Here is a 22,996-nt window from a genome sequence, read left to right as displayed (position 1 = left end):
CTCCGGGGCGGCCGGTGTGCCAGGCCGCCCCGGCAGTCGGCTAGACGACCTCTTCCTCTTCCTCTTCCCTGGACCTCTCCACGGCGTCCCCGGCGGGCTTCTCGCCACCGCCGGCCGGCAGGGCGACCGTCTCCGGTGCCGGAGCGGCCTTCGAGGGCAGGTGGTTGAAGAGCAGGTTCAAGACGATCGCCGTCAGGCAGCCCGCGCTGATACCGCTGTTCATCACCGTCTGGAACCAGTCGGGGAACTTCGCGTAGATCGTCGGCACGCCGACAGGGAGCATGCCCATCGCGACCGACACGGCCACCACCGTCAGGTTGTGGTTCCCCTTGAAGTCGACCTCCGCCAGCGTCCGCAGACCGCTCGCGGCGACCGTCCCGAACATCACCAGGCCCGCCCCGCCGAGCACCGGCGCCGGAACGGCGGCCACCACCGCGCCCAGCTTGGGCAGCAGACCCAGCAGTACGAGGATCCCGCCCGCGGTGGCGACGACCCAGCGGCTGCGCACCCGGGTCATGCCCACCAGTCCGACGTTCTGCGCGTACGCCGTGTACGGGAAGGTGTTGAAGACACCGCCCAGGACGGTCGACAGCCCGTCGGCGCGCAGCCCGTCCGAGAGGCTGCGCGGCTCGACCCTGCGGCCGGTCATCTCGCCGACCGCGATGAGGTCACCGGTCGTCTCGGTCATCGTGACCAGCGCCACGATCAGCATGGAGATGATCGCCGACGCCTCGAAGGCGGGCGCGCCGAAGTGGAACGGCGTGCTGATGCCGACCCAGTCGGCGTCCCCGACCCCGTCGAAGTCCGTGAACCCGAACGGCACCGCGACCGCGAGCCCCGCCACGATGCCGATCAGCACAGCGATCCGGCTGAGGAACGCCGGTGCGAAGCGCTGCACGCCGAGGACCACCATGAGGACGAACCCGGCGAGTCCGATGTTCCTGGGCTCTCCGAAGTCCGCCGAACCGGCTCCGCCCGCCGCCCAGTTGCCCGCGACCGGCAGCAGCGAGAGACCGATGATCAGGATGACGGCGCCGGTGACCAGCGGCGGGAAGAAGCGCAGCAGCCTGCCGAACACAGGCGCCAGCAGCACGATCGCCAGCCCCGCCACGATCACCGACCCGTAGATCGCGGGCAGTCCGCCGCCCGTCGTCCCGATCAGCACCATCGGCGACACCGCCGCGAACGTACAACCCTGCATGATCGGCAGCCGCACGCCGAAGCGCCAGAAGCCCACGCACTGGATCAGCGTGGCGATGCCGCAGACCAGCAGGTCGGCGGTGATCAGATACGCGAGGTCGGCGGGCGACAGTTTCATCGCACCGCCCACGATCAGGGGCACGGCCACCGCGCCCGCGTACATCGCGAGTACATGCTGGAGACCGAAAGCGGCCAACTGCCCTGCGGGAGGCACCTCGTCGACGGGATGAACGGGCGCGGTCGTGGTCATGGACACTCCAGAGCGGGGCGGGGAGGGGGACGGAGGAAACGGGGGCCGCGACACAGCGGGCCGGGCGGGGGTGGCGACATCCGGACAGCACGAGACCGTACGAGACTTGAACAGTTTGTTGATTTCACCGATGTTGCTGCCGCGTGTCCCGTACACCGATCCTGGCCGGACCGGCCGCGGTCCACAGCGCCGCCCAGTCCGGCAGCTTCACCACACCCCGCCCCAGCGAGGCCCCCAGCTCCGCCTCGGCCCGTTCGATCGCCAGCCACCCCGCCCACTCGACGGGTTCCGCCCCGGCGGCCCGCAGCAGCACCAGCGGATCGCCGGGCAGCTCCCGCCGTGCGAGGACGGGGCCGTCCGCCAGCAGGGACGTGGCGGTTTCCTTCGCGCACGGACGGTTGGTGCCGATGACCCCGGTGGGGCCCCGCTTGATCCAGCCCGCCACGTACTCGCCCGCCGCGACAGCGCCGTCGCGCAGGACCCGGCCGGCCAGATGCGGCACCGTGCCCCGCTCGGGGTCGAACGGCAGACCCTCGAGCGGTACCCCGCGATAGCCCACCGACCGCAGTACCAGCTGCGCCCCGATGTCCTCGTGCCGGCCGGTGCCCGACACCCCGCCGCGCGCGTCCGGCGCGGTCCGCTCGAAACGGACCGCGCCCACCCGGCCGCCGTCGGCGCGGAGTTCGACGGGGCGCAGGAAGAACCGCAGCCGGATCCGCCGCCGGGCGCCTCGGGCGGGTGTGGCCGCCCAGCCGCGCAGCACCTCCACGTTCCGCCGCTGCGCCGACGGCAGTCCGGTGGGGTCGCCGTACGCCGGATCGAGTGCCAGCTCCGCCTCGTCCACGACCACCTCGGTGTCCGGCAGAGCGCCCAGCTCGCGCAGTTCCTTGGTGGTGAAGCGGGCCTGGGACGGGCCGCGCCGCCCCACCATGTGGATCTCGGTGACCTCGCTCGCGGCCAGTGCGGTCAGCGCCGCCTGGGGCATGTCGGTCGGACTCAGCTCGGCCGCCTGCCGGGCCAGGATCCGGGTGACGTCCACCGCCACGTTCCCCAGACCCACCACCACGGCCGAGCGGGCGCCCCGCAGGAACCCCTCGGCAGCGGCGTCCGGATGCGCGCTGTACCAGGACACGAACTCCGTCGCCGACCAGCTGCCCGGCAGTTCCTCGCCGGGGACGCCCAGATGCCGGTCGGTCGCCGCGCCCACGCAGTACACGACCGCGTGGTACAGCTCGCGCAGCCGGGCGGGCGGTACCCCGTCCGGCCCGACCCTGATCCCGCCCAGGAAGCGCACCCGCTCGTGCTCGAGCACCGCGCGCAGACTGTTCTGGAGCGACTTGATCTTCTCGTGGTCCGGAGCGACGCCGTACCGCACGAGCCCGTAGGGGCACGGCAGCCGGTCCAGGACGTCGACGAGCACGTCGGGGTCCTGTTGGATCAGACTCTGGGCGGTGTAGACCCCACTCGGCCCTGAGCCGACGACGGCGACACGCAGCACGGCGGAACTCCTTACCCAGGGGGACGGAGGAGATCGCTGGTCCCTCCAGCATCGCATCAGGTCGGCTCCGCTGACAGGGTGCCGTACGGGCTCGGTGCGCGCGTGTCCGTTCGTATGGAAAGTGATCATGCGGTTACGTTGCGTGTGTGCTAGACGCATCGTTTCTTAATCTTTCTGATCGTTCCGCCGAGGACGGCGCGATCTCCGTGTGGCCCGCGTGGCAGGTCCAGGAGGCTGGGGGCGTCACCACCTGGTTCCATGTCCGGCTGGAGTTCACCGACGGCGCGCGCGTCGAGTCGCTGGCCGTCGTCTGCGAGGAAGGCGTCTCCGTCGAGGACGTCCGCGCCCAGCCGCCGCTGTCGCTCGTGGACCTGACGGTCCTCGCGGACTGGATCAAGGGGCCCCTGTTCGAGCGCTGTGCCGGAGTCGGCCTCGGCGCGCAGGACGTGGAGGGCGCCGAGGACGCGCACGGCGTGGTGGACACGCGCGGGGTGGAGGACGCACAACGCGCGGAGGACGTGGGTGTTCCGGACGGCGCGGACGACGTACGCGCAGTGGCCGCCACCGGTTACCCGGGCGAGTCGCCCGCTCCCCGGCGGGCCCGCCCGGCCTGGCCACGGGGACTCGAGGGGCGGTGGCTGGTGGCGCAGGAGTACCGCGCGGCCCAGGAGGAGGGGGCGGACCCCGTCCTCGCGGTCATGTGCGCGACGGGACACAGTCGGCGCAAATCGCTGAGGCTGATCGCACAGGCACGCGACGTGGGCTACCTGACGCCGCGTCACGCACGACGCTGACGATGGCCGTAACCGAACCCCGCCGACGAGGTCCGTGCGCCAGGCAGGTGGGCCGGACCCCTGGGCGGGGCAGGTAGCGGAACCCGTGCGGGCGATGCAGGTGGCGGGACCCGTGGCGAGGCAGGCGGCGGATCCGCGGGCGGGACCTTGGACGGGGGTCGTCAACAGGTCCCGCGGGCAGGGGCGTCGACCGGAGCCGCTACTGCATCCCGCGCATCCGTGTGATCTCGCTCGTCTGCTGCGCGATCACGTCGTCCGCCATCTCCTCGATCCGCACGTTGTTGCCGTGTGCCTTGACGTCCGCTGCCATGCTGAGGGCGCCCCCGTGATGGGTGATCATCAGGGTGAGGAAGAGCGCGTCGAACGCCTTGCCGTGCGCCGCGCGCAGTTCGGTCAGCTGCGCCTCGGTGGCCATCCCGGGCATCGCCGTGTGCTCGTGCTCGCCGCTCGCCCCGACCTCGCCGTAGGTCTCGAGCCAGCCCTCCATGGCCTTGATCTCCGGCCCCTGCGCGGCGCCGATCCGCGCCGCGAGACCCTTGACCGCCTTCGACTCGGCTTGTTTCGGAGCGAGTTCGGTCATCTTCAGGGCCTGGGCATGATGCTGGATCATCATCCGCGCGTACGCGACGTCGGCGGAGTTGGGCGTGTCGTCGTCGGCGCGCTGATCGGCCGCGTCCTGGGCGGAAAGGGTCTGGTTCGACTCACCGGGCTTTCCCGGCGCGATCACCGAAGGGCCGTCGGCCGCGCCCGACTTGGTGTCCGGCCCGGAGTCGCACCCCGCGAGGGCGAGTGCGAGCAACAGCGACGCTGAGACGAGCGGCACTCGGCGGACGAGCACAACGACCTCCTGAAGGACGTGAGTTGAGGACGAGGACCGCCCTCGTCCGGATCTTTGCACCATGGATCGGGCTACTGAACGGAAAGATTCATTACGAGTGCGTTGCCGAGCCTTGATATGTGCATGATGAAGACGATACTTCGGAGCACCGCGAGCCGTTCCGTGTGAACGGCAACAAGGGAGGACGCAGTGACCCTGTTGAACGACCTTCGAACGCGCCGCAGACGGCTGGGAGTGGCCGCCGCGTGTACTGGGCTCCTGGCCGCGCTTCTGACGACCGTCCCGGCGGCCGCGACCCCCGACCCGGGGGACGGCCCCGCCGTCGAGCAGCGGGTGTCCCAGGGCGCCCGGGCCGAGGCGGCGGCGGCGATCGCCGAGGGCGAGATACCGGGGCAGGACGAGATCGTCCATTCGGACAACATCGAGCACCTGGTGAACATCCCCAAGGAGGCCCTGCCCGGCACCAACTCGGACCTCGCCTTCCAGGGCAAGTACGCCTTCTCCGGAAACTACGACGGCTTCCGCATCTTCGACATCAGCAAGCCGAAGTCCCCGAAAACCGTCGCCCAGGTGCTCTGCCCCGGCTCGCAGAACGACATCTCCGTCTCGGGCGACCTGCTCTTCCTGTCGACCGACTCCTCACGCAGCGACAGCAGTTGCAACAGCACCACGCAGCCGGTGACCGAGAAGTCCTCCTGGGAGGGCATGAAGGTCTTCGACATCAGCGACAAGGCGAACCCGAAGTACGTCGCCGCCGTCGAGACCGCCTGCGGCTCGCACACCCACACCCTGGTGCCCGAGCGCAAGAACGTCTACGTGTACGTCTCCTCGTACTCGCCGAACGCCGCCTACCCGGACTGCCAGCCCCCGCACGACGGCATCTCGGTCATCAAGGTGCCGCGCAAGACGCCGGAGAAGGCAGCGATCGTGAGCTTCCCCGTGCTGTTCCCGGGGGAGGGCCCGGACGGCGGAGGCAACCCGGGCTCGCCCACCAACCCCGGCGTGTCCAAGACGACCGGCTGCCACGACATCACGGTCCTGCCCTCGAAGGACCTGGCGGCGGGCGCCTGCATGGGTGACGGCATCCTGTTCTCCATCAAGGACCCGGAGCACCCGAAGGTCATCGACCAGGTCCAGGACAACGTGAACTTCGCGTTCTGGCACTCGGCGACCTTCAACCAGAAGGCGAACAAGGTCGTGTTCACCGACGAGCTGGGGGGCGGCGGCGCCGCCACCTGCAACGCGGCGACCGGCCCGGACAAGGGCGCCGACGGCATCTACGACATCGTCGGCAAGGGCGACAAGCGCAAGCTGGTCTTCCGCGGCTACTACAAGATCCCCCGCCACCAGGCGGACACCGAGAACTGCGTGGCCCACAACGGCTCGCTGATCCCGGTCAAGGGCAAGGACATCATGGTGCAGGCCTGGTACCAGGGCGGCGTCTCGGTCTGGGACTTCACCGACTCGTCGAAGCCGAAGGAGATCGCCTACTTCGAGCGCGGTCCGCTCGACACCCAGGTGCTGAGGGGCGGCGGCTCCTGGTCGGCGTACTACTACAACGGTTACATCTACTCGAACGACATCGCCAAGGGCTTCGACGTGCTGAAGCTGAACGACCGGCGCACGGACCCGGCGAAGCGGATCCATCTGCCCGAGCTCAACGTCCAGACGCAGCCTGACTACTTCGACTGATCCGAGGTCGACCGATCCGAGGTCGACCGGACCCCGGTCGGCCGGTCGTCGGTCGGCCGGTCGTCCGTCGACCGGTTTCCGTTCGGCTGACGATAGGTCGGCCGGATTTCGGCAAGCGCTTCCGTGGCGAAGAAGCGCGACAGATCGGTGTCACAGCTCCCGCCGGGCGCCTCGGCGTCCGGCGGGACCCCCTGCTCCCGGTCGAGCCGGTAGCGTGCGAACAGTTCGGCGCGCACTGTCGTGAGCGGCAGAGGCACGTTCGGCAGCACCATCGCGTAGACGGCTCCCATCAGCTGGGAACGCAGCATCGGGTAGTCGTGGTCGACGTCCTGCGACCCGTGCCGGACCGCGGTCTCCCGCAGCAGTTCGGCCAGCCGCTGCTGCTCAGGGCACTGCACGAAGCCCTCGGCCTGCAACAGCCCCGCCATGTGCTGGCGCATCAGCACCGTACGGTCCCGGGCCAGTCCCAGGATGCCGTCGATGGCCCGTGCCATCCGCTCCCGGCCGTCCTCGGTGCGCGGCTCCCGCTCCAGCGCCTCCTCCAGCGTGCGGTGCATCAGCCGGTGCACCGCCGACTGGACCAGCTGCCGCTTGCCCGGAAAGTAGTAGGAGACCAGCCCGCGCGCCGAGCCGGCCCGGTCCGCGATGTCACCGAGCGTCGTCGCCTCGTACCCGCGCTCGCTCACCAGCTCGACCGCGGCCTGAAGGAGCCGCTCCCGGGAACGCCGCCGCAGTTCTTCATTGACCGAGGCGCTGCGCGGGGACATTCTGTAACTCCTGCGTTGACTGGCTGGCAGCCAACTATACTCAGGGCATCCCGGTCGGGTTCCGGTACGGAGCACGCCGGGTTGCCGCCTGCTCTGGGCGACGCGGGGGATCGTCCAGAGTGGGCGTGCTTCTCCCGTAATAGTGGCCTGAGGCGACCGTCGGCAGCGGGTGGGCCCAGTCCATGAACCGTGTGGACCTCTCGGAGCTCACGCTTCCTGCCCACCTGGCCGGTCCAGCGGGGTCACGTTCCACGCGAGCGGGAGATCGGCGTCGCAGAACACGCAGACGAAGGCCCCCTCACGTACGACGTTGTTCTCTTCACACCGTTCGCAGCGCCGGAACACCAGGGCGTGGGTGAAGCCGTCGGGGCGGCCGATACCGGCCCGGTCCAGCGCGGCGGCCACGGCCGGCCAGGAATCGGGGTCCGGGCAGTAGCCGGTGGACTGATTGCTGACCTCGAGGACGTGCGGCCCGTACGGGGTGCGGCGGAACGAGATCTCGCCCGCTCCGAGTACGTCTCCGCCGCCCGCGCAGGCCACGTGCTCGCTGCACCGGGGCGCGAGCCGCAGGAGGCCGTCGAGCCCGACGACGTAAGTGAACGGTTCCGCGTCCTCCGGCGTCGCGTACGTGTCCAGGTCCGCGGCGCGGTGGATCACCCGGCCGCCGGCCCCCGGCACGACCGCCTGCCGCACGTCCTCCGGTCCCACGTAACCGTATCGCCGCTCCGGCAGGGTCACGGACGCCACCGCACCTGGGCCGCGATCGCCAGGGCGACCAGCATGGCGCCCAGCAGCCAGCCGCCCAGGACGTCCGAGGGCCAGTGCACGCCCAGCCAGATCCGGGTCAGGCCCACGCCCACCACGGAGACCACCGCCACCGCCAGCGCCGTACGCCACAGGACGGGGGCGACGCCGTGCCGATGCAGCACCCACAACAGGAGACCGAACACGACCGTGGCGGTCAGCGCGTGCCCGGAGGGGTACGCCGCGTAGTGGGCGGAGTCGACCGGATCGGGCCAGACCGGTCGGGCGCGGTCCGCGCCCGCCTTGAGTCCTTGCTGGATCAGCGTGCCCACCGCGGACGTGGCGACCAGCCACCCGGCCGTCCACCAGTCCGCGTACCGCCACACCAGCCACACGGCGACCACCGCCCCCAGCAGGCGCAGGGTCAAGGGGTCCCAGACCCAGTCCGTGAGGATGCGACAGATCTGGGTGACGTCGGGGTCGGCGACGGCCCAGCGGTGGGTGGTGCGGGAGATGTCGCCGTCGACGGAGATCAGGGGGTGCCACTCGGCCGTGACCAGGACGAGGAGCAGGGCGGAACACAGTCCCAGGGCCAGAGCGGTCCGGAGGGCCGTGCGCAGGGCCGAGAGGCGGGGCGGGGAGTCGACGGGCGGGGTGTGCATGGGGAAATCCTCGCCGAACGGTGGGGACGGAGGCGAACCCGGGGTGGCACGGTCCGGCCGGCGGTGGTCGTCCGCATTCCTGGCCCCACCCCTGTCGCGACGGGCCGGCCCACGGACGGGGCGCTCGGCGCGGTGGCCGCTCCGGCTCAGCCAAGCGCGCGCAGTGCGGGGACCAGGGTCACCAGAACCGGGATCACCGGCACGAGTGAGGCCGCCGCCGTCAGCCGCAGTCTGCGGGCCGCGGTGAGCCGGTCGGCCGGTGTGAGCAACCGGTGCACGCGCTGTGGGAGTTGGGCCTGCGGGGCGGGGGAGGGGCCGAACACGCCCCGGTCCTCGTTGAGTTCGACCAGCGCAAGGGCGGTGGTCAGCCGGCCGAAGCGGCGGGAGGCCATGTCGTCGGCCGACAGTTCGACCAGCCGGTGCATCTCGTCGCGGAACGCGGCGAACACCGGCACCTGCGGGAACCCGGTGGCCAGCGCCGCCGAGCAGTGCAGCAACCAGTCGTGACGCGCCTGGACGTGCCCCTGCTCGTGCGCGAGCACGGCATCGAGCTGACGCCCCTTCAGGCGCCGCAACGCGGCTGTGGTGACCACCAGTTGAGGCGCCGCACCGGGCAGCCACCAGGCGTCGGTCCGCTCGGCCTCCAGTACCAGCAGTCGCCCGGACGTGGGCTCCTCTCCCGGCAACAACGGTGCTCGCAGGCGGAGTTCGGCGTGGCGGCTCCGGCGGCCGGTCCGGCTCCGCAGGACCTCCCGTACGAGCATCGCCCCGGTCCACAGTCCGCCGCACGCGAGTGCCACCGCGGTCGCCGCCGCCCAGGGCCCCGCAGCGCCCAGCGCGTACGCCTCAACCACCGAGTGCGGGGCCGGCGCGAAGACATGACCGCGCACCGCCTGCCAGGCCGCCGCGGCGCTGAGCGTCATCGAGAACACGCAGCACAGCAGGACCGCGGCCACCACGCACTGCCACGCCCACAGGGCGACCACCGGTTCGCGGTCCGGCCAGTCGGCCCGGGCGATCAGCCGGGGGGCGATCACGGCGGTCAGGGCACCGAGCAGCAGCAGTACCACGGGGACCATCATGCGCAGCAGCCTATGAGCGGCGTACCGCTCAGGGGTACGGCTTGTCCCGGTGAAGTGACGCAGACCACGCCGCGGCCGGGTTCACATCGTCAGCAGCATGGCGAGCATCCCGATCCCCATCGACAGTCGGCACGCCCGCGCGACTTCGGGCCGGTCGCTCCAGGCGACGGCGGCTCCCCCCGCCCCGGACACCGGCAACAGCCGGACCCCGGCGAGCAGGACGTACCCGGTGAAGTACAGCAACAGCACCCCTGTCAGCAGCGGGACGCCGGACCCGCCGTGCCCGTGCGGGTGCGCGGGCGCGACGGCCATGGCGGCCGCCATGTAGGCCATCGCTCCTGCCCCGACCAGATGGTGCAGGTGGTGGGTGCTCGCGCGGGCCGCCCACAGGGCCCGCAGCGCGGCCGCCGCGAAGACCGCCGCGAACACCGGCCAGGCCCACGCCGGCAGGGTGAACGCGGCCGGGGGCACGGCCATCGCGGCCATCCCGAATCCCATCAGCGCCTCGCCGCCCGCGGCCCTGCGCTGTTCCTCGAGCCCGCTGCGCATGCGCAGCAGACAGTAGGCGCCGGTCGCCGCACACAGCGCCACCAGCAGCCAGCCGGGCGAAGCCGGTCCGTGCACGCGCGCCTCCCCGCTCGACGTCCGCAATCGAGGATTGCGATGCCCTCGGGGCACCGTGCGCACGCGGGCGCAAGGGTGTACAGGGGGAGCGGTCGACGGAGCACGGAAATAGTTCACAGATAAAACACATGCTAAATTGCCAGGCATGAGCAGTGCGACCCCTCGACGCCCCCACCGCGAGTCCAGCCCGGAATCCCGTTTGCAATCCCGTTTGGAATCCAGCCCGGGATCCCGCCGCGAGCCGGTCCGTGAGCAGCCGCATGACCCGGTCCGTGATCCGGTCCGTGACCGGGACCGTCGGACGGGTCGCCGGACGGGTCGCCGAGCCCGTCCCGGACTCCGCCTGCCGGTCGCCGGTGTGCTGCGCCTCGCCAAGCCCTCCGACATCTGGTTCAAGCCCGCCCTGAGCGTGATCGCCGCCGTCGCCCCGCCGAACCTGATCCTGCTGGCCCTGGGGCGGCTGGACCTGGCGATGTACACGATGGCGGGGTCCCTGTGCGCGCTGTACGCCCACAACCGCCCCTACGCGGCCCGGGCCCGGGTCCTGGCCTGGGTGGTACTGGGCATGACGGGCGGTCTGGCCGTCGCCCTGCTCGCGGCCTCGCTCACCGGCGACGCCGTCGCCCTGGTCACCGTCGGCGCCCTCCTCGCGGCCGCGCAGAAGGTCCTCTGCGACGCGACCCGCCTCGGCCCGCCCGGCAATGTCGTCCTCACCTTCGTCAGCTCCGCCGCGCTGTTCGTCCCGCAGATCCTCGGGCAGGTTCCCGGCCATCTGGGACTGGCACTCGCCGCCGGCGCCTGGGCCTGGCTGATCGGCATGGCGCCCGGGCTGCTGCGCCCGCACGGCCCCGAGCGCCGCGCCACCGCGCAAGCCCTGAACGCGGCCGCCGCCTACGCCGCCACGGACGGCACCGCCGACGGCCACGCCCGGACCCGCGCCGCCGCGGCCGCCGCCGTGCACGCCGCCTGGCAGACCCTCCTGTCGGCCCGCGCCACGGAGACCCGCCGGGCTCTGGAACGTCTCGTCGTCCGAGCCGAGATCGCCCTCGCCGCCCCCGCCGACACCGATCCGGCGCGGCTGCGCGGCTGCACCGGCCCGGTCCGGCACCCGGGTGACCTCGTGGACGACGACGAACTCCTCGGTGTCGACGCCGAGCTCGCCACCGGACAGCCGTCGCTGTGGCTCCGCCTGGCCCCCCTCGCGCCGATCGCCGCCCGCACCGCTCTCGGCTGCGCCTTCGCGGGCTATGTCTCCCTCGCCCTCGGTGTCGGCCGCCCCTACTGGGCCCTGGTCACCGCCGCGTCCCTGTACCAGGCGAACGTCACGCTCACCTGGAGGCGCGGAGTCCAGCGCGTCGTCGGCAACCTGGTCGGCGTTCTCGCCTTCGCCGCGCTGGTCCCGCTCGCGCACCTGACGCAGGCGGCCCTCGTCCTGGTCTGCCTCGCTCTGAACTTCGGAGCCGAGGCGCTGATCAGCCGCAACTACTGGCTCGGCAGCGTCTGCGTGACCCCGATGGCCCTGCTCATCACCGAGTTCGCGCAGGTCCAGGACTCCGGTCGACTGATCACTGAGCGGCTCGCCGACACCCTCGTCGGCGCCGTGGTCGGCTTCGTCGCCGCGGTCGCCGTCACCAACCGGAGGGCCGGCGATCGCCTCGGACACGCCCTGACGGCCGCCGAACGGGACCGCGAGCGGGCCGCCCGCCTCCTGGCGGAGCCGTGCCCCGCCCCCGGCGCCCTGGAGTCCGTCCGCCGCGGCCTCGCCGCCGCCCTGGTCGACCTGCGTGCCGCCGCCGACGCGGCGTCCGGCGAGTGGTGGCAGCGGGCGCTGCCCGAGGAGCGGGTCGTGGCGGCCGAACAGTCCGGACACCGTACGCTCGCGGCGACGGTACGGCGCCAGGGGCTGCTCCTGGACCGGGACGCGAGCACGGGAGCGGAGGACGTACGGCGATGACGGCGACGCAGGGACGGGCGGCGGCCGGGAACGGGACGAACGGGGCGGGGGAAGGCTCGGCGACCGGGGACGCGCCGGGGGAACGGCCCGCGGCCCACGACCCCGAAACCACCGGTGACCCCACGAGACGCGGCGACGGGGGCGGAGCGGCCGGGGCGAAAAGTCGTGCCGGGTCGACGAGCGACGACAGGGTGGGGAGCGGCGCGCGGCCGGCGAGTGGCGTCGGGCAGAACACCGCTTCCGGGCAGGACAGTCATGCGGGGCCGGACGGCGCCGCCGGTGCGGACAGTGCTGCGGGGCAGGACGGCGGTGCGGCCCCCGGGGATGCTGCCGGTCGGGACAGTGCTGCGGGGCCGGACAGTGGTGTCGGTCCGGACAGTGGTGCGGCGCCACACAGTGGTGCGGCACCGGGGGATGCTGCCGGGCCGGACGGCGGTGCGGGGGCTGGGGATGCTGCGGGGTCGGGGAAGGGCGTCGGGCCGGACGGCGGTGCGGGGGCTGGGAACGGTCCCGGGACGGGGAGTGCCGACCGGGCGGGCACTGGCGACCCGGCGCGGGCGGGCACCGGCGACCCGGCGCGGGTGGGTGTCGGGGACGCCGCACGGAACGACACGGTCGCCGCGGTCGTACGGCAGTGGCAGGCCGTCCGGCCCGACCTCGACACCGGGCCGATGGAGATCATCGGCCGCGTCAACCGCTGCGCCGCCCTCCTCCAGCAGGCGGAGGACGCCCCGCTGCGCAGGGCCGGCCTGAGCCGTGCCGAGTTCGACCTGCTCGGCGCGCTGCGCCGCACCGGTCACGAGCTGACACCCGGCGAACTGGCCCGCGAGACCTTCTCCTCCGGGGCGGCCGTCACCAAGCGTCTCAAGCAGCTCACCGAACGCGGCCTGGTGGGGCGGCGCGTCGACACCCGGGACCGACGCGTCGCGCACCTCCGCCTCACGGACGCCGGGCGGGACCTCGTCGACGGGATCATGCCCGAGCAACTCACTTACGAGAGCGCCGTACTGTCCGCCCTCGACGACGGCCGGCAGGGCGAACTCGCTGATCTGCTGGGCGAGTTGCTGAGCCGACTGGAAGGACACATGCGGGCGCTGCGGGTCTGAGCGTTCACTTCTCGTCTCCCGCCCGGTACACGCCGAACACCGCGCCCTGCGGGTCCCGCAGTACGGCGATCCGCGGGCCGTCCGGTACCGAGGTCGGCTCCATGAGCGCGGAGCCGCCCGCCTCGACCGCCGTCCGCGTGGACGCGTCCACGTCCGCCACCGCGAAGTACGGCAGCCAGTGGGGAGGGACCTCGGGCGGGAACTTCTCGTCCATCGCGACCATGCCGCCGAAGTCCGCGCCGCCGACGCCCCATTGCACGTAGTTCTCCGAAGAGCTGACGGTCCAGCCGAACACCGTCGAGTAGAAGGTCTCGGCCTGGCCGGGGTCGCGGGTCATCAGCTCGACCCAGCCGAGCGAGCCGGGCGCGTTGAACAGTCCGGCGCCCGGGAACGCCCGCGCCTGCCACAACTGGAACGCGGCGCCGCCCGGATCGAGGGCGACCACGAAACGGCCCACGTCGAAGACGTCCATGGGGGCGACCAGCACCTTGCCGCCGGCCTCGGTGAGCAGCCGCGCGCTGACATCGGCGTCGGTCACCGCGAACGACACGTTCCAGGCACACGGCTGTGCCTCCTGGTACAGGGGACTGAGCGCGGCGACGGCTGCGTCGCCGAGGTGGGCGACCGTGTAGCCGCCCGCCTCCTGCCGCGGATCCGTCTCCGCGCGCCAGCCGAACAGCTCCGCGTAGAACCGCTTCGCCGCCTCCAGGTCACTGGTCCCCAGCTCGGCCCAGCAGGGCCCGCCCGGCACGGGCGCGTCGAGCTTCATGGCTGTTCCTTCCGAAGGGGCCCCTTCCAGCACGCTATGCCTCGGCCCGGGCTATGGCATCCGGTGGCCACCACGACCCTGCGGACCCGCCACGGCCTGGCCCGATGCCCCCGAAACGGGTCGGCGGACTCAGATTCCCGGCCGGTACCGGATCGGATGGTCCGCCGGTACCTCGACCAGGACGATCGGCGTGCCGTCCGGATCCGCGATCCACATCTCGAACAGGCCCCAGGGCTCCCGCACCGGCGGCCGGGCGATCTCCACCCCCTTGGTCCTCAGTTCGTCGTGCGCCGCCGCCACGTCCGCCACCTGGAGCCACAGTCGTACGGCGGGATCGGGCGGAGTCTCCGACCGGCCCGAGACCTCCAGGAAACCGCCGCCGAGGAAGTAGACGACACCGCGCTCCGGCCCCGTTCCGAACTCGCGGTAGACGGCCAGGCCCAGCCGCTCCCCGTAGAAGGTGTGGGAGCGCTCGGGATCGGTGGGGCGGAGCAGGGTTCTGCTGCTGAGTACGTGCACCATGCATCCGGAGCCTACCGGCGCAGGGTCTACGCTTCTCGGTGCCCCAGCCCGCGTCAGAGACCGGAGACCCCGCATGGACACCGCCGCCACCGCATTCACCTTCAGAGACGCCGTCGACACGGACGTGGACGCGCTCGTCGACCTCATAGAGTCGGCCTACCGGGGCGACTCCAGCCGGGCCGGGTGGACGACGGAGGCGGACATTCTCCAGGGGCAGCGGACCGACCCCGACGGCGTGCTCGCGGTCATCAAGGCGCCGGACAGCCGGCTGCTCACCGTCGAGCAGCAGGGCCGGATCGTCGCCTGCTGCCAGCTCGAACACCGCGGCGGACACGCCTACTTCGGCATGTTCGCCGTCAGCCCCACGATCCAGGGGGCCGGCCTCGGCAGGGTGGTCATGGCGAAGGCCGAGCGAGAGGCCCGCGAGACCTGGGGCGTCACCGAGATGCACATGACCGTCATCTCCGTACGCGAGGACCTCATCGCCTGGTACGAGCGGCGCGGCTACCGCCGTACCGGACGCATGACCCCCTTCCCCTACGGCGACGAGCGCTTCGGCATTCCGCAGCGCGACGACCTTGAGTTCGAGCTGCTGGTGAAGGAGCTCGTCTGACCGCCAGGACCGCTTCCGCGCCGTGACGTCCTGCGCCAGGACCGCTCCTGCGCCGTGGAGGTCCCCGCGCCGTGACGTCCTACGCCGTGAAGCGGCCGGTGCGCCTGATCTCCGGGTAGTCGGTGGTCGCGCCGTCCAGTTCCAGGGCGCGGACGAGCCGCAGCTGGTCCTGTGTGTTGACCACCCAGCCGATGATCCGAAGGTCCCGTTTCCGCGCCTCCTCGACGATCTCCAGGGTGATCCGGCGCAGATTGAGACAGACCGTAGCGGCACCGGACTCCACGGCGCGGTCCACGATGTCGAGACCGTAGCGGCTGCCGATGAGCGCGGTGCGCACCCCGGGTACCAGGCGGGCGATCTCCGCGACGGCCTCGTCGTGGAAGGAGGACACCTCCACGCGGTCCACCAGGTCCCGCGCGTGCATCACCTCGGCCAGCGCCCGTGCCGCCTGAACGTCCTTGATCTCGGCCTGGAGCGGGAGCCGCACGGCGTCCAGGACCTCCTCGAAGAACGGGACGCGCTCCCCGCGGCCCGCGTCGAGGGTCCGCAGCTCCGCGAGCGTCTGGTCGGCGATGGGCCCGGTCCCGTCGGTCGTACGGTCCACGTCGGGGTCGTGCATGACCACCAGGGAACCGTCCTTGCTCAGGTGCAGATCGAGTTCGATGACGTCCAGGCCGGCGTGCTCCGCGGCGACGAAGGAACGCAGGGTGTTCTCGGGCTCGACACCCATGACTCCGCGGTGACCGATGGTGAGGAAGTTCAAGACACGACTCGCTTCCGTCGACGGCTGGGGCTGGAGGAGCACGCAGCCTAGTGGCCCCGGGCCGACCAGGACATGCGCGTGCACCGAGGGTTCCTCTACCCGCCCCGGCGCGCGTGCACCGAGGGTTTCTCTACCCCCCGACCGACGATCCGACCCGTCGCACCGGCTCTGGCGGAACTCGTCGCTCTTCCGGTGTCCGGCAGGAAAAAGTGCGGTGAAGATGTGGGAGGGCAGGATAATTTCCCGAAGGTCCACTTGCTGGAGGAATCCTCATATGCATACGGTGTCCTGACGCGAGTTTCTCCAGCGAAGGATGGGACATGACGGAAATTCTTGGGCAGGCAGCTACGGGGGAGCAGGTTCCTCCGGCGGTCAGGGTGGTGGAGCACCCGGCGTGGCGCGTGCTCAAGGATGCCGTGGAGGGGATCCGGCCCTGGCAGTCGAACGACGGGTCGATCGACTTCGCGGCCGAGGGCGCCCCTCGTCGCACGGACGCCGAGCAGGCCGTCCTGCGCGTGATCGAGGCCGTCGAGGAGCTGTCCCCGCTGCTCCCGCACGACGCCGACTACCACCGGGCGCTGGCCAAGGACCTGCGGGTCTGGGCCGACGGCGGCTTCGAGGTGCCGGACTTCCTCGACTCGCTGCTGGCCTTCCAGCCCGCCGCGAACCGTCGCGACGGCCTGACGCATCTGGTCGTCTTCCCGATGTACACCCAGAACGGCAATCCGGACCGCAACCTGGAAGCCGTGGTGCTGCGCATGGTCTGGCCGGAGTGGCTGGCCGAGCTGGAGCGCACCCGCTACGACAACCCGCTGTTCTGCGGCATCACCTTCGAGGACTTCACGGCCGGCTACGACACCAACTCCGCCGTCCTCTTCCCGGAGACCATCGCCGTCCGTGAAGCGCCGGAACGTTTCTCCTGGGGTGGCATCTTCTGTGACCGGGAGGCCGCCCGCTTCCGCCGCGTGACCGACGCCGCCGTCGACATCCTGGGTCTGCGGCTGCCCGAGGACATGGCCGCCATGGTCCACGACCAGAAGCGCTGCGAGGAGGCCTTCGTCCTGTGGGACATGGTCCACGACCGCACCCACAGCCACGGCGACCTGCCCTTCGACCCCTTCATGATCAAGCAGCGCCAGCCGTTCTGGATGTACGGCCTGGAGGAGCTGCGCTGCGACCTCACCGCCTTCAAGGAGGCCGTGAAGCTGGAGGCGGACGGCGTCCCGCAGGCCCGTGACGTGCAGTACGCGGTCCTCTTCGACCGCATGTTCCGCTTCCCGGTCACCGGCGAGCGGGTGCGCAACTACGACGGCCTCGGCGGCCAGCTGCTCTTCGCCTACCTGCACAAGCACGATGTCGTCCGCTGGACCGACAACCAGCTGCACATCGACTGGCAGCGCGCCCCGCACGTCACCAACGAGCTGTGCGCCGACATCGAGCGGCTCTACCGGGACGGCATCGACCGCCCGAAGCTCGTCCACTGGTTCGCCGGCTACGAGCTGGTCTCCACCTACCTCGCCCCGCACCCGGGCTCCAAGTGGGCCAAGGGCCCCGACGCCCTGGACCTGACCCAGCCGCCCCGCAAACTCGTGGACGACGTGCTTCCGGACGAGTTTCCGCTGAGCATGTTCTACGAGGCACTGTCCAAGAAGCTGAAGAACGTGATCGCCTCCACCAAGGGCATCACGGCGGACAGCGCCGAGAGGGTCGCCGCGTGAGCGACCGTACGAACACCGCTCAGCAGGAGGCAAAAATGGGGAACGGGGCTCTCAACGGTGCGGTGATCGCGGTGGCCGGCGCGGGCGGACCCGCCGGCCGGGCGGCACTGCTCAGACTCGCCGAGGCCGGCGCCACCGTCGCCGGCGCGGACAACGACCCCGAGCGCCTGGCGGAGGCCGTCGACGCGGCCCGCTACGGGGCCGGGGGCGCCACCGTCACCGGTGAGCCGGTCGACCTGCTCGACCTGGACTCGACCCGGGAGTGGGCGCACCGCGTCGAGAAGGAGTTCGGCCGGGTCGACGGCGTGGTCCACCTCGTCGGCGGCTGGCGGGGCAGTGAGACGTTCATCAAGACCAGCCTGGACGACTGGGACCTGCTGGAACTGCTGCTGGTCAAGACCGTTCAGCACACCTCGCTCGCCTTCTTCGAGGGCCTCCAGCGCAGCGAGCGCGGCCGCTATGTGCTGATCAGCGCCTCCGGCGCCTCCAACCCCACGGCGGGCAACGCCGCGTACGCCGCCGCCAAGGCCGCCGCCGAGGCCTGGACCCTCGCGCTCGCCGACGCCTTCCGCAAGGCGGGGGGCGCCGAGGGCCCGACCTCCGCGGCTGCGATCCTGGTGGTGAAGGCGCTGGTGCACGAGGCGATGCGCGCCGACCGCCCCAACGCGAAGTTCGCGGGCTTCACGGACGTCAAGGATCTGGCCGACGCCATCGCCGGAGTCTGGGACAAGCCCGCCCCCGAAGTGAACGGACAGCGTCTGTGGCTCACCGAGAAGCCGTGAACCCTTCGAAGGCCGCTTTCACCCAGGCTCGTCGCCATCACGACCCGCAGGTCCGCGGTTTCGCCAGTGACAACTACGCCGGGGCCCACCCGGAGGTGATGGCCGCCCTGGCCCTGGCCAACGGCGGCCATCAGGTGGCGTACGGCGAGGACGACTACACCGAGCACCTCCAGAGCGTCGTCCGGAGCCACTTCGGCTCCACCGCGGAGGCTTTCCCGGTCTTCAACGGCACCGGCGCCAACGTCGTCGCCCTCCAGGCGGTCACCGACCGCTGGGGCGCGGTGATCTGCGCCGAGAGCGCCCACATCAACGTCGACGAGGGCGGCGCGCCCGAGCGCATGGGCGGCCTGAAGCTGCTCACCGTCCCGACGCCCGACGGCAAGCTCACCCCCGAGCTGATCGACAGACAGGCGTGGGGCTGGGAGGACGAGCACCGCGCCATGCCGCAGGTCGTCTCGATCACCCAGAGCACGGAGCTGGGCACGCTCTACACGCCCGACGAGATCCGCGCGATCTGCGATCACGCCCACGCGCACGGCATGAAGGTGCACCTGGACGGCTCCCGGATAGCCAACGCGGCCGCCTCGCTGGACGTCCCGATGCGGACGTTCACCAACGCGGTGGGCGTCGACATCCTCTCGCTGGGCGGGACGAAGAACGGCGCGCTGTTCGGCGAGGCGGTCGTCGTCATCGACCGGGGCGCCGTCCGTCACATGAAGCACCTGCGCAAGCTGTCCATGCAGCTCGCCTCCAAGATGCGCTTCGTGTCGGTGCAGTTGGAGGCCCTGCTCGCCAGGGACCTGTGGCTGCGCAACGCCCGCCACGCCAATGAGATGGCCCAGCGGCTCGCGGAGGGCGTGCGGGCCGTGGACGGGGTGGAGATCCTCCACCCCGTGCAGGCCAACGGGGTGTTCGCACGGCTTCCGCACGACGTGAGCGAGCGCCTGCAGAAGAGGTTCAGGTTCTACTTCTGGGACGAGGCCGCGGGCGTCGTGCGCTGGATGTGCGCGTTCGACACGACCGAGGAGGACGTGGACACGTTCGTCGGCGCGGTCAAGGAGGAGATGGCGCGGTAGCGGCCACGCCCCACCGCACGGGCATCGGTGCATAGGTATGCGGTCACCTGTAAAGTCATTGACTGTCGGGTGATCGCTTTCCTATGCTCTCCAGTCATGGAGCTGATCCAGGAGAACCCCGACCTTTCCGCCTACCTTGCTGCTGACGAGGTCATCGACCATCACCATCCGCTGGTGCGGGACACGGCCGCCCGGCTCGCGAAGGACGCGCAGGACTCGTATGCCTATGCACGACTCGCCTTCGAGTTCGTCCGGGACGCCATCACCCACTCGCAGGACGCCGGCGACCCGCGCGTGACCTGGCGCGCCTCGGACGTGCTGGCACAGGAGACAGGCGTCTGTCACGCCAAGGCGCACGCGCTGGCCGCGCTGCTTCGGGCCGAGGACATCCCGACCGCGCTGTGCTATCAGCGGTTCGCCCACGACGAGGGCGGCGGACACGTCGTGCACGGACTCGTCGCCGTGCGCTTCAACGGGGCCTGGCACCGACAGGATCCACGCGGCAACAAGCCGGGCGTGGACGCGCGGTTCTCCCTGGACGGCGAACGGCTCGCCTTCCTGCCCGAGCCGGAGGCGGGCGAACTGGACTACCCCGGCCTCTACGCCGTGCCGCACCCGGCCGTCCTCGGCGCCCTGCGCACCGCCCCCGACCGGGCGCATCTGTGGAGGACGCTCCCCGCCGCACTGTGACCACCCCGCTCGCGCGCGGCGCGGGAGCACGTGGGGGAGCCCCCGGCGGGCGAACTCCGGCCGGGGGGACGACGGTCAGGGGGTGACGGCGGGCGGAGCCGCGTCAGCGCGCCTCGGCCTCGCGGACCTGCTCCGGCGTCGGGGCCGTGCCGCCCAGGTGGGCCGGCATCCACCAGGTGTCGTTCGCGTCCTTGGGGCGGACCGGATAGGCGCGCTGGGCTGCCTCCAGGAGCTCCTGGACGCGCTCGCGCAGCTGCCGGGTGATGGCGCCCGCGTACTTGTCGCGGGAGGCCTCGACGGCCTCGCCGACGCGGATGGTGATCGGGGTGTGGCTGCGCTTGAAGTTGCGGGGGTGGCCCTTGGTCCACAGGCGCTGCGTACCCCACAGGGCCACCGGGATCAGCGGGACGCCCGCCTCCTGGGCCATCCGGGCCGCACCCGACTTGAAGCTCTTGAGCGTGAACGACTGCGAGATGGTGGCCTCGGGGAAGACCCCGACGATCTCGCCCGAGCGCAGCGACTCGAGCGCGTGCGCGTAGGCCGTCTCGCCCTGGTTGCGGTCCACCGGGATGTGCTTCATGCCGCGCATCAGCGGGCCGGAGATCCTGTGGCGGAAGACGGACTCCTTCGCCATGAAACGAACGAGACGTTTCTGCGGGAGTGCGGCCAGACCGTCGAAGATGAAGTCGAGGTAGCTGATGTGATTGCTCACCAGCACGGCTCCGCCCGAGCGCGGGATGTTCTCCGACCCCTTGCAGTCGATCTTGAGGTCCCAGGCCTTGAACAGGGTCTGGGCGAGGCCGACGACGGGGCGGTAGACAAGCTCTGCCATGGGCGGGGCGAACCCTTCCTTCTCTTTGCCGGGGATGCCTCCCGGCGGCAAAGTTACGCAGCCGTAGGTTTACGGCATCTCGCAGATCGTGCCCGAAGAACGGCCGGGGAGCCAGCCCTGGTGCCCGGGAACGGCGAGATCCTCGTCACTTCAACCCCCTTGATCCACCTCGGGCTTTTAAGCCGCCTTTACTCCGTGCGTACCGCGACGCGGCGTACGAGCAGGTACATCTCGCATCCGAGGCAGTACCCGAAAGCGGCATTGAGGAACGCGGCCGCCAGTGCCGCCCCGGTCGCCGCCAGGCCCAGCCAGCCGAGGCCCAGGGCGAGGCCGACGAGACCGACTCCCGCGAACAGCAGGCCCACCGCCTGAGCGAACCGCGGCGGTTCCGCCGCCTCGAACGCGGTGGGCGGCCCGATCCGCGGCCGTACGGCCCTGCGGAACACCCAGCCGTACGGCGACCGTCCCACTCCGCCCGCCGCGCCGAGCGCGAACGCCAGCGTCTGCCACGCCAGCAGCCAGGCGCTGCCGGTGATCAGTACGACCGCCAGTACCACGGTCGTCACGGCGGCCCCGAAACGCGGGCCCCTCACATCGATGTCCATGAATCAAGCATTCCGCAACGGAAACGATTCCTGGGAGCGGGAATCTTTGCAGTCTCGTGAACGCTGGAGCGTGCGATGACCGGACTGGTGGTGTGCGTGGCGGTGCTCGTGGCGGCGAGCGCCTACGGAGTGCTGCAACGGCGGCGGAGCGGGAGGGTGCGGGTGCGCGGGCGCGACGACGGCAAACGGCTCGGGGCGGACCGGCTCGGCGGCGAACTCGGTGAACGGGCCACACTCGTACAGTTCTCCAGCGCCTTCTGCGCGCCCTGCCGGGCGACCCGCCGGGTCCTCGGCGAGGTGGCCGGCGTGGTTCCCGGAGTGACCCACATCGAGATCGACGCCGAGGCGCACCTGGACCTCGTCCGCGACCTCGACATCCTCAAGACCCCGACCGTCCTGGTGCTCGACGCCGACGGCCGCATCGTCCGACGTGCCACCGGCCAGCCCCGCAAGGAGGACGTCATCGCCGCCCTGGGGGAGGCCGTGTGATCCGCCGTCCGGAGGCGGTGAGGAGTCTCCCGGATGCCGGGACGTACTTGACTGCGCATGCCACCTATCGTCAGTCTGACCGTATGCCTGAGGAACTCCTTCTCCACGGCCGGGTGCACGTCGACCTGGTCCGTACCGCGAGCGCGCGCTGTCCGGCCCGTTGAGCACCCACGGACCGGCTCGCCACCTCTCGCAGAAGGACCACCCCATGACGGCCACGCCCGGCCTCGGCTCTCCGCACCTGGCCTCTCCCGATCTCCTGCGCTCCGTCTTCCGGCGGCATGCGGCCGGCGTCGCCGTGATCACCGCCTCCGACGAGAGCGGCCCGGTCGGCTTCACCGCGACCTCGCTCAGCTCCGTCTCGGCGGAACCCCCGATGCTCTCCTTCGGCATCGGAACCGGCGCCTCCAGCTGGCCGGCGCTGTCCCGGGCCACGCACGTGGGCGTCCACATACTCGGCGAACACCAGCAGGCACTGGCCGCCACCTTCGCCAGGAGCGGTGCCGACCGCTTCGGCGCGCCGACCGCCTGGCGTGGGGGTCCGCACGGCGTTCCCGTCCTCGACGACGTGCTCGCGTGGCTGGTGTGCCGTGTCGTCGCGCGGGTGCCGGCGGGAGACCACCGGATCGTGCTGGCCGAGGTGGTCCTGGGCGACCCGGAGGGTGCGGGCCGTCCGTTGCTCTACCACCAGGGGCGGTTCACCGCCCTGCGGGATTGATCACCCCCCGGCTCTCCTGCGAAGTCGTCGAATTCCGATTACGCTGCGTTGCAAAGGTCACAGTTCAAAGCGCTTGCTCAGCGGGAACGAACTGGGTGTACTGACGAGTAATATTTCGGTCGGAGCGCGGGTCGCCCCGACCGGGATCGGCCGCTTGTGGCGCCTATGCTGCCTGGAAGAAGGCAGCCGAGAACTGACGATGCAGTAG

At 71.3% G+C, this 22,996-nt stretch carries 24 protein-coding genes; 11 read left to right on the top strand and 13 right to left on the bottom strand.

Annotated elements, in window-relative coordinates; genetic code table 11:
* Positions 1-40 precede the first annotated feature (40 nt).
* Positions 41-1,450: a nucleobase:cation symporter-2 family protein gene (locus tag ACIPFH_RS36490; protein ID WP_401833558.1), complete on the bottom strand. Its 1,410-nt coding sequence runs from the start codon at positions 1,448-1,450 to the stop codon at positions 41-43.
* Positions 1,451-1,574: 124 nt separating this feature from the next.
* On the bottom strand, positions 1,575-2,948 hold the full coding sequence (locus ACIPFH_RS36485; RefSeq protein ID WP_401833555.1) for an FAD-dependent oxidoreductase: 1,374 nt from the start codon (positions 2,946-2,948) through the stop codon (positions 1,575-1,577).
* 200 nt (positions 2,949-3,148) lie between these two features.
* On the opposite strand from ACIPFH_RS36485, the gene ACIPFH_RS36480 reads away from it, so the two are divergent.
* Positions 3,149-3,742: a DUF6214 family protein gene (locus ACIPFH_RS36480; RefSeq protein WP_401833613.1), complete on the top strand. Its 594-nt coding sequence runs from the start codon at positions 3,149-3,151 to the stop codon at positions 3,740-3,742.
* Positions 3,743-3,941: 199 nt separating this feature from the next.
* On the opposite strand, the gene ACIPFH_RS36475 is transcribed toward ACIPFH_RS36480, so the two are convergent.
* Positions 3,942-4,580 (bottom strand): DUF305 domain-containing protein, encoded by a 639-nt coding sequence (locus ACIPFH_RS36475; RefSeq protein ID WP_401833553.1) that lies wholly within the window; start codon positions 4,578-4,580, stop codon positions 3,942-3,944.
* 189 nt (positions 4,581-4,769) lie between these two features.
* Between ACIPFH_RS36475 and ACIPFH_RS36470 the strand changes: the two genes are divergently transcribed.
* Positions 4,770-6,272 carry an LVIVD repeat-containing protein gene (locus ACIPFH_RS36470; protein ID WP_401833550.1) on the top strand — a complete coding sequence of 501 codons (1,503 nt, stop codon included), beginning with the start codon at positions 4,770-4,772 and terminating at the stop codon, positions 6,270-6,272.
* Here ACIPFH_RS36470 and ACIPFH_RS36465 read toward each other — a convergent pair.
* The 5 genes from ACIPFH_RS36465 to ACIPFH_RS36445 form a co-directional block, all read right to left on the bottom strand.
* Complete coding sequence (locus ACIPFH_RS36465; RefSeq protein WP_401833548.1) at positions 6,260-7,039, bottom strand: TetR/AcrR family transcriptional regulator; 780 nt, start codon at positions 7,037-7,039, stop codon at positions 6,260-6,262. The two genes, ACIPFH_RS36470 and ACIPFH_RS36465, sit on opposite strands and share 13 nt — an antisense overlap.
* Before the next feature lie 207 nt (positions 7,040-7,246).
* Positions 7,247-7,786, bottom strand: coding sequence for a hypothetical protein (locus ACIPFH_RS36460; RefSeq protein WP_401833546.1), 540 nt, complete (start codon positions 7,784-7,786; stop codon positions 7,247-7,249).
* Positions 7,774-8,445, bottom strand: a complete 672-nt coding sequence (locus ACIPFH_RS36455) for a phosphatase PAP2 family protein (protein WP_401833544.1) — start codon at positions 8,443-8,445, stop codon at positions 7,774-7,776. Before ACIPFH_RS36455 ends, ACIPFH_RS36460 begins: the two co-directional genes overlap by 13 nt.
* A 146-nt stretch (positions 8,446-8,591) precedes the next feature.
* The gene (locus tag ACIPFH_RS36450; protein WP_401833542.1) at positions 8,592-9,527 is read right to left on the bottom strand and encodes a M56 family metallopeptidase; all 936 of its coding nucleotides are present in this window, start codon (positions 9,525-9,527) and stop codon (positions 8,592-8,594) included.
* 81 nt (positions 9,528-9,608) lie between these two features.
* Positions 9,609-10,151 carry a DUF5134 domain-containing protein gene (locus ACIPFH_RS36445; RefSeq protein WP_401833539.1) on the bottom strand — a complete coding sequence of 181 codons (543 nt, stop codon included), beginning with the start codon at positions 10,149-10,151 and terminating at the stop codon, positions 9,609-9,611.
* Positions 10,152-10,509: 358 nt separating this feature from the next.
* On the opposite strand from ACIPFH_RS36445, the gene ACIPFH_RS36440 reads away from it, so the two are divergent.
* Together ACIPFH_RS36440 and ACIPFH_RS36435 are read left to right on the top strand one after the other, a co-directional pair.
* Positions 10,510-12,105 (top strand): FUSC family protein, encoded by a 1,596-nt coding sequence (locus ACIPFH_RS36440; RefSeq protein WP_401833538.1) that lies wholly within the window; start codon positions 10,510-10,512, stop codon positions 12,103-12,105.
* A gap of 581 nt (positions 12,106-12,686) precedes the next feature.
* On the top strand, positions 12,687-13,211 hold the full coding sequence (locus tag ACIPFH_RS36435) for a MarR family winged helix-turn-helix transcriptional regulator (RefSeq protein WP_401833536.1): 525 nt from the start codon (positions 12,687-12,689) through the stop codon (positions 13,209-13,211).
* A gap of 4 nt (positions 13,212-13,215) precedes the next feature.
* Here the strand turns inward: ACIPFH_RS36435 and ACIPFH_RS36430 are convergent, their stop codons facing one another.
* Together ACIPFH_RS36430 and ACIPFH_RS36425 are read right to left on the bottom strand one after the other, a co-directional pair.
* Positions 13,216-13,980 (bottom strand): VOC family protein, encoded by a 765-nt coding sequence (locus ACIPFH_RS36430; protein WP_356249462.1) that lies wholly within the window; start codon positions 13,978-13,980, stop codon positions 13,216-13,218.
* A 129-nt stretch (positions 13,981-14,109) separates the two neighbouring features.
* The gene (locus ACIPFH_RS36425) at positions 14,110-14,502 is read right to left on the bottom strand and encodes a VOC family protein (RefSeq protein WP_401833535.1); all 393 of its coding nucleotides are present in this window, start codon (positions 14,500-14,502) and stop codon (positions 14,110-14,112) included.
* Positions 14,503-14,575: 73 nt separating this feature from the next.
* On the opposite strand from ACIPFH_RS36425, the gene ACIPFH_RS36420 reads away from it, so the two are divergent.
* On the top strand, positions 14,576-15,115 hold the full coding sequence (locus ACIPFH_RS36420; protein ID WP_401833533.1) for a GNAT family N-acetyltransferase: 540 nt from the start codon (positions 14,576-14,578) through the stop codon (positions 15,113-15,115).
* Positions 15,116-15,194: 79 nt separating this feature from the next.
* On the opposite strand, the gene ACIPFH_RS36415 is transcribed toward ACIPFH_RS36420, so the two are convergent.
* Complete coding sequence (locus ACIPFH_RS36415; RefSeq protein WP_356249469.1) at positions 15,195-15,878, bottom strand: glycerophosphodiester phosphodiesterase family protein; 684 nt, start codon at positions 15,876-15,878, stop codon at positions 15,195-15,197.
* 320 nt (positions 15,879-16,198) lie between these two features.
* Here ACIPFH_RS36415 and ACIPFH_RS36410 point away from each other — a divergent pair, with 320 nt between their 5' ends.
* The 4 genes from ACIPFH_RS36410 to ACIPFH_RS36395 all read left to right on the top strand — a co-directional run bounded on the left by ACIPFH_RS36410 (position 16,199) and on the right by ACIPFH_RS36395 (position 20,144).
* Entirely contained in the window at positions 16,199-17,596 is a 1,398-nt protein-coding gene (locus tag ACIPFH_RS36410) for a DUF6421 family protein (RefSeq protein ID WP_401833530.1), read from the top strand.
* 35 nt (positions 17,597-17,631) lie between these two features.
* Positions 17,632-18,378, top strand: coding sequence for an SDR family NAD(P)-dependent oxidoreductase (locus ACIPFH_RS36405; RefSeq protein WP_356249507.1), 747 nt, complete (start codon positions 17,632-17,634; stop codon positions 18,376-18,378).
* A complete protein-coding gene (locus ACIPFH_RS36400; RefSeq protein WP_359121209.1) occupies positions 18,375-19,454 on the top strand; it encodes a low specificity L-threonine aldolase in 1,080 nt (359 codons plus the stop codon). Before ACIPFH_RS36405 ends, ACIPFH_RS36400 begins: the two co-directional genes overlap by 4 nt.
* A 96-nt stretch (positions 19,455-19,550) precedes the next feature.
* A complete protein-coding gene (locus ACIPFH_RS36395) occupies positions 19,551-20,144 on the top strand; it encodes a transglutaminase domain-containing protein (protein WP_401833526.1) in 594 nt (197 codons plus the stop codon).
* Positions 20,145-20,247: 103 nt separating this feature from the next.
* On the opposite strand, the gene ACIPFH_RS36390 is transcribed toward ACIPFH_RS36395, so the two are convergent.
* Both ACIPFH_RS36390 and ACIPFH_RS36385 read right to left on the bottom strand, forming a co-directional pair.
* Positions 20,248-20,976, bottom strand: coding sequence for a lysophospholipid acyltransferase family protein (locus ACIPFH_RS36390; RefSeq protein WP_356249477.1), 729 nt, complete (start codon positions 20,974-20,976; stop codon positions 20,248-20,250).
* A gap of 188 nt (positions 20,977-21,164) precedes the next feature.
* Positions 21,165-21,581: a DUF4395 domain-containing protein gene (locus ACIPFH_RS36385; RefSeq protein WP_401833523.1), complete on the bottom strand. Its 417-nt coding sequence runs from the start codon at positions 21,579-21,581 to the stop codon at positions 21,165-21,167.
* A gap of 75 nt (positions 21,582-21,656) precedes the next feature.
* Between ACIPFH_RS36385 and ACIPFH_RS36380 the strand changes: the two genes are divergently transcribed.
* Positions 21,657-22,070 carry a TlpA family protein disulfide reductase gene (locus ACIPFH_RS36380; protein WP_401833521.1) on the top strand — a complete coding sequence of 138 codons (414 nt, stop codon included), beginning with the start codon at positions 21,657-21,659 and terminating at the stop codon, positions 22,068-22,070.
* A gap of 208 nt (positions 22,071-22,278) precedes the next feature.
* The gene (locus ACIPFH_RS36375) at positions 22,279-22,788 is read left to right on the top strand and encodes a flavin reductase family protein (protein WP_401833519.1); all 510 of its coding nucleotides are present in this window, start codon (positions 22,279-22,281) and stop codon (positions 22,786-22,788) included.
* Positions 22,789-22,996 lie beyond the last annotated feature (208 nt).

Source organism: Streptomyces sp. NPDC088157 (assembly GCF_044741545.1).
Lineage (GTDB): Bacteria > Actinomycetota > Actinomycetes > Streptomycetales > Streptomycetaceae > Streptomyces.
The sequence above is the reverse complement of the archived record's forward strand: the minus strand, read 5'-3'. Positions and strand labels throughout refer to the sequence as shown.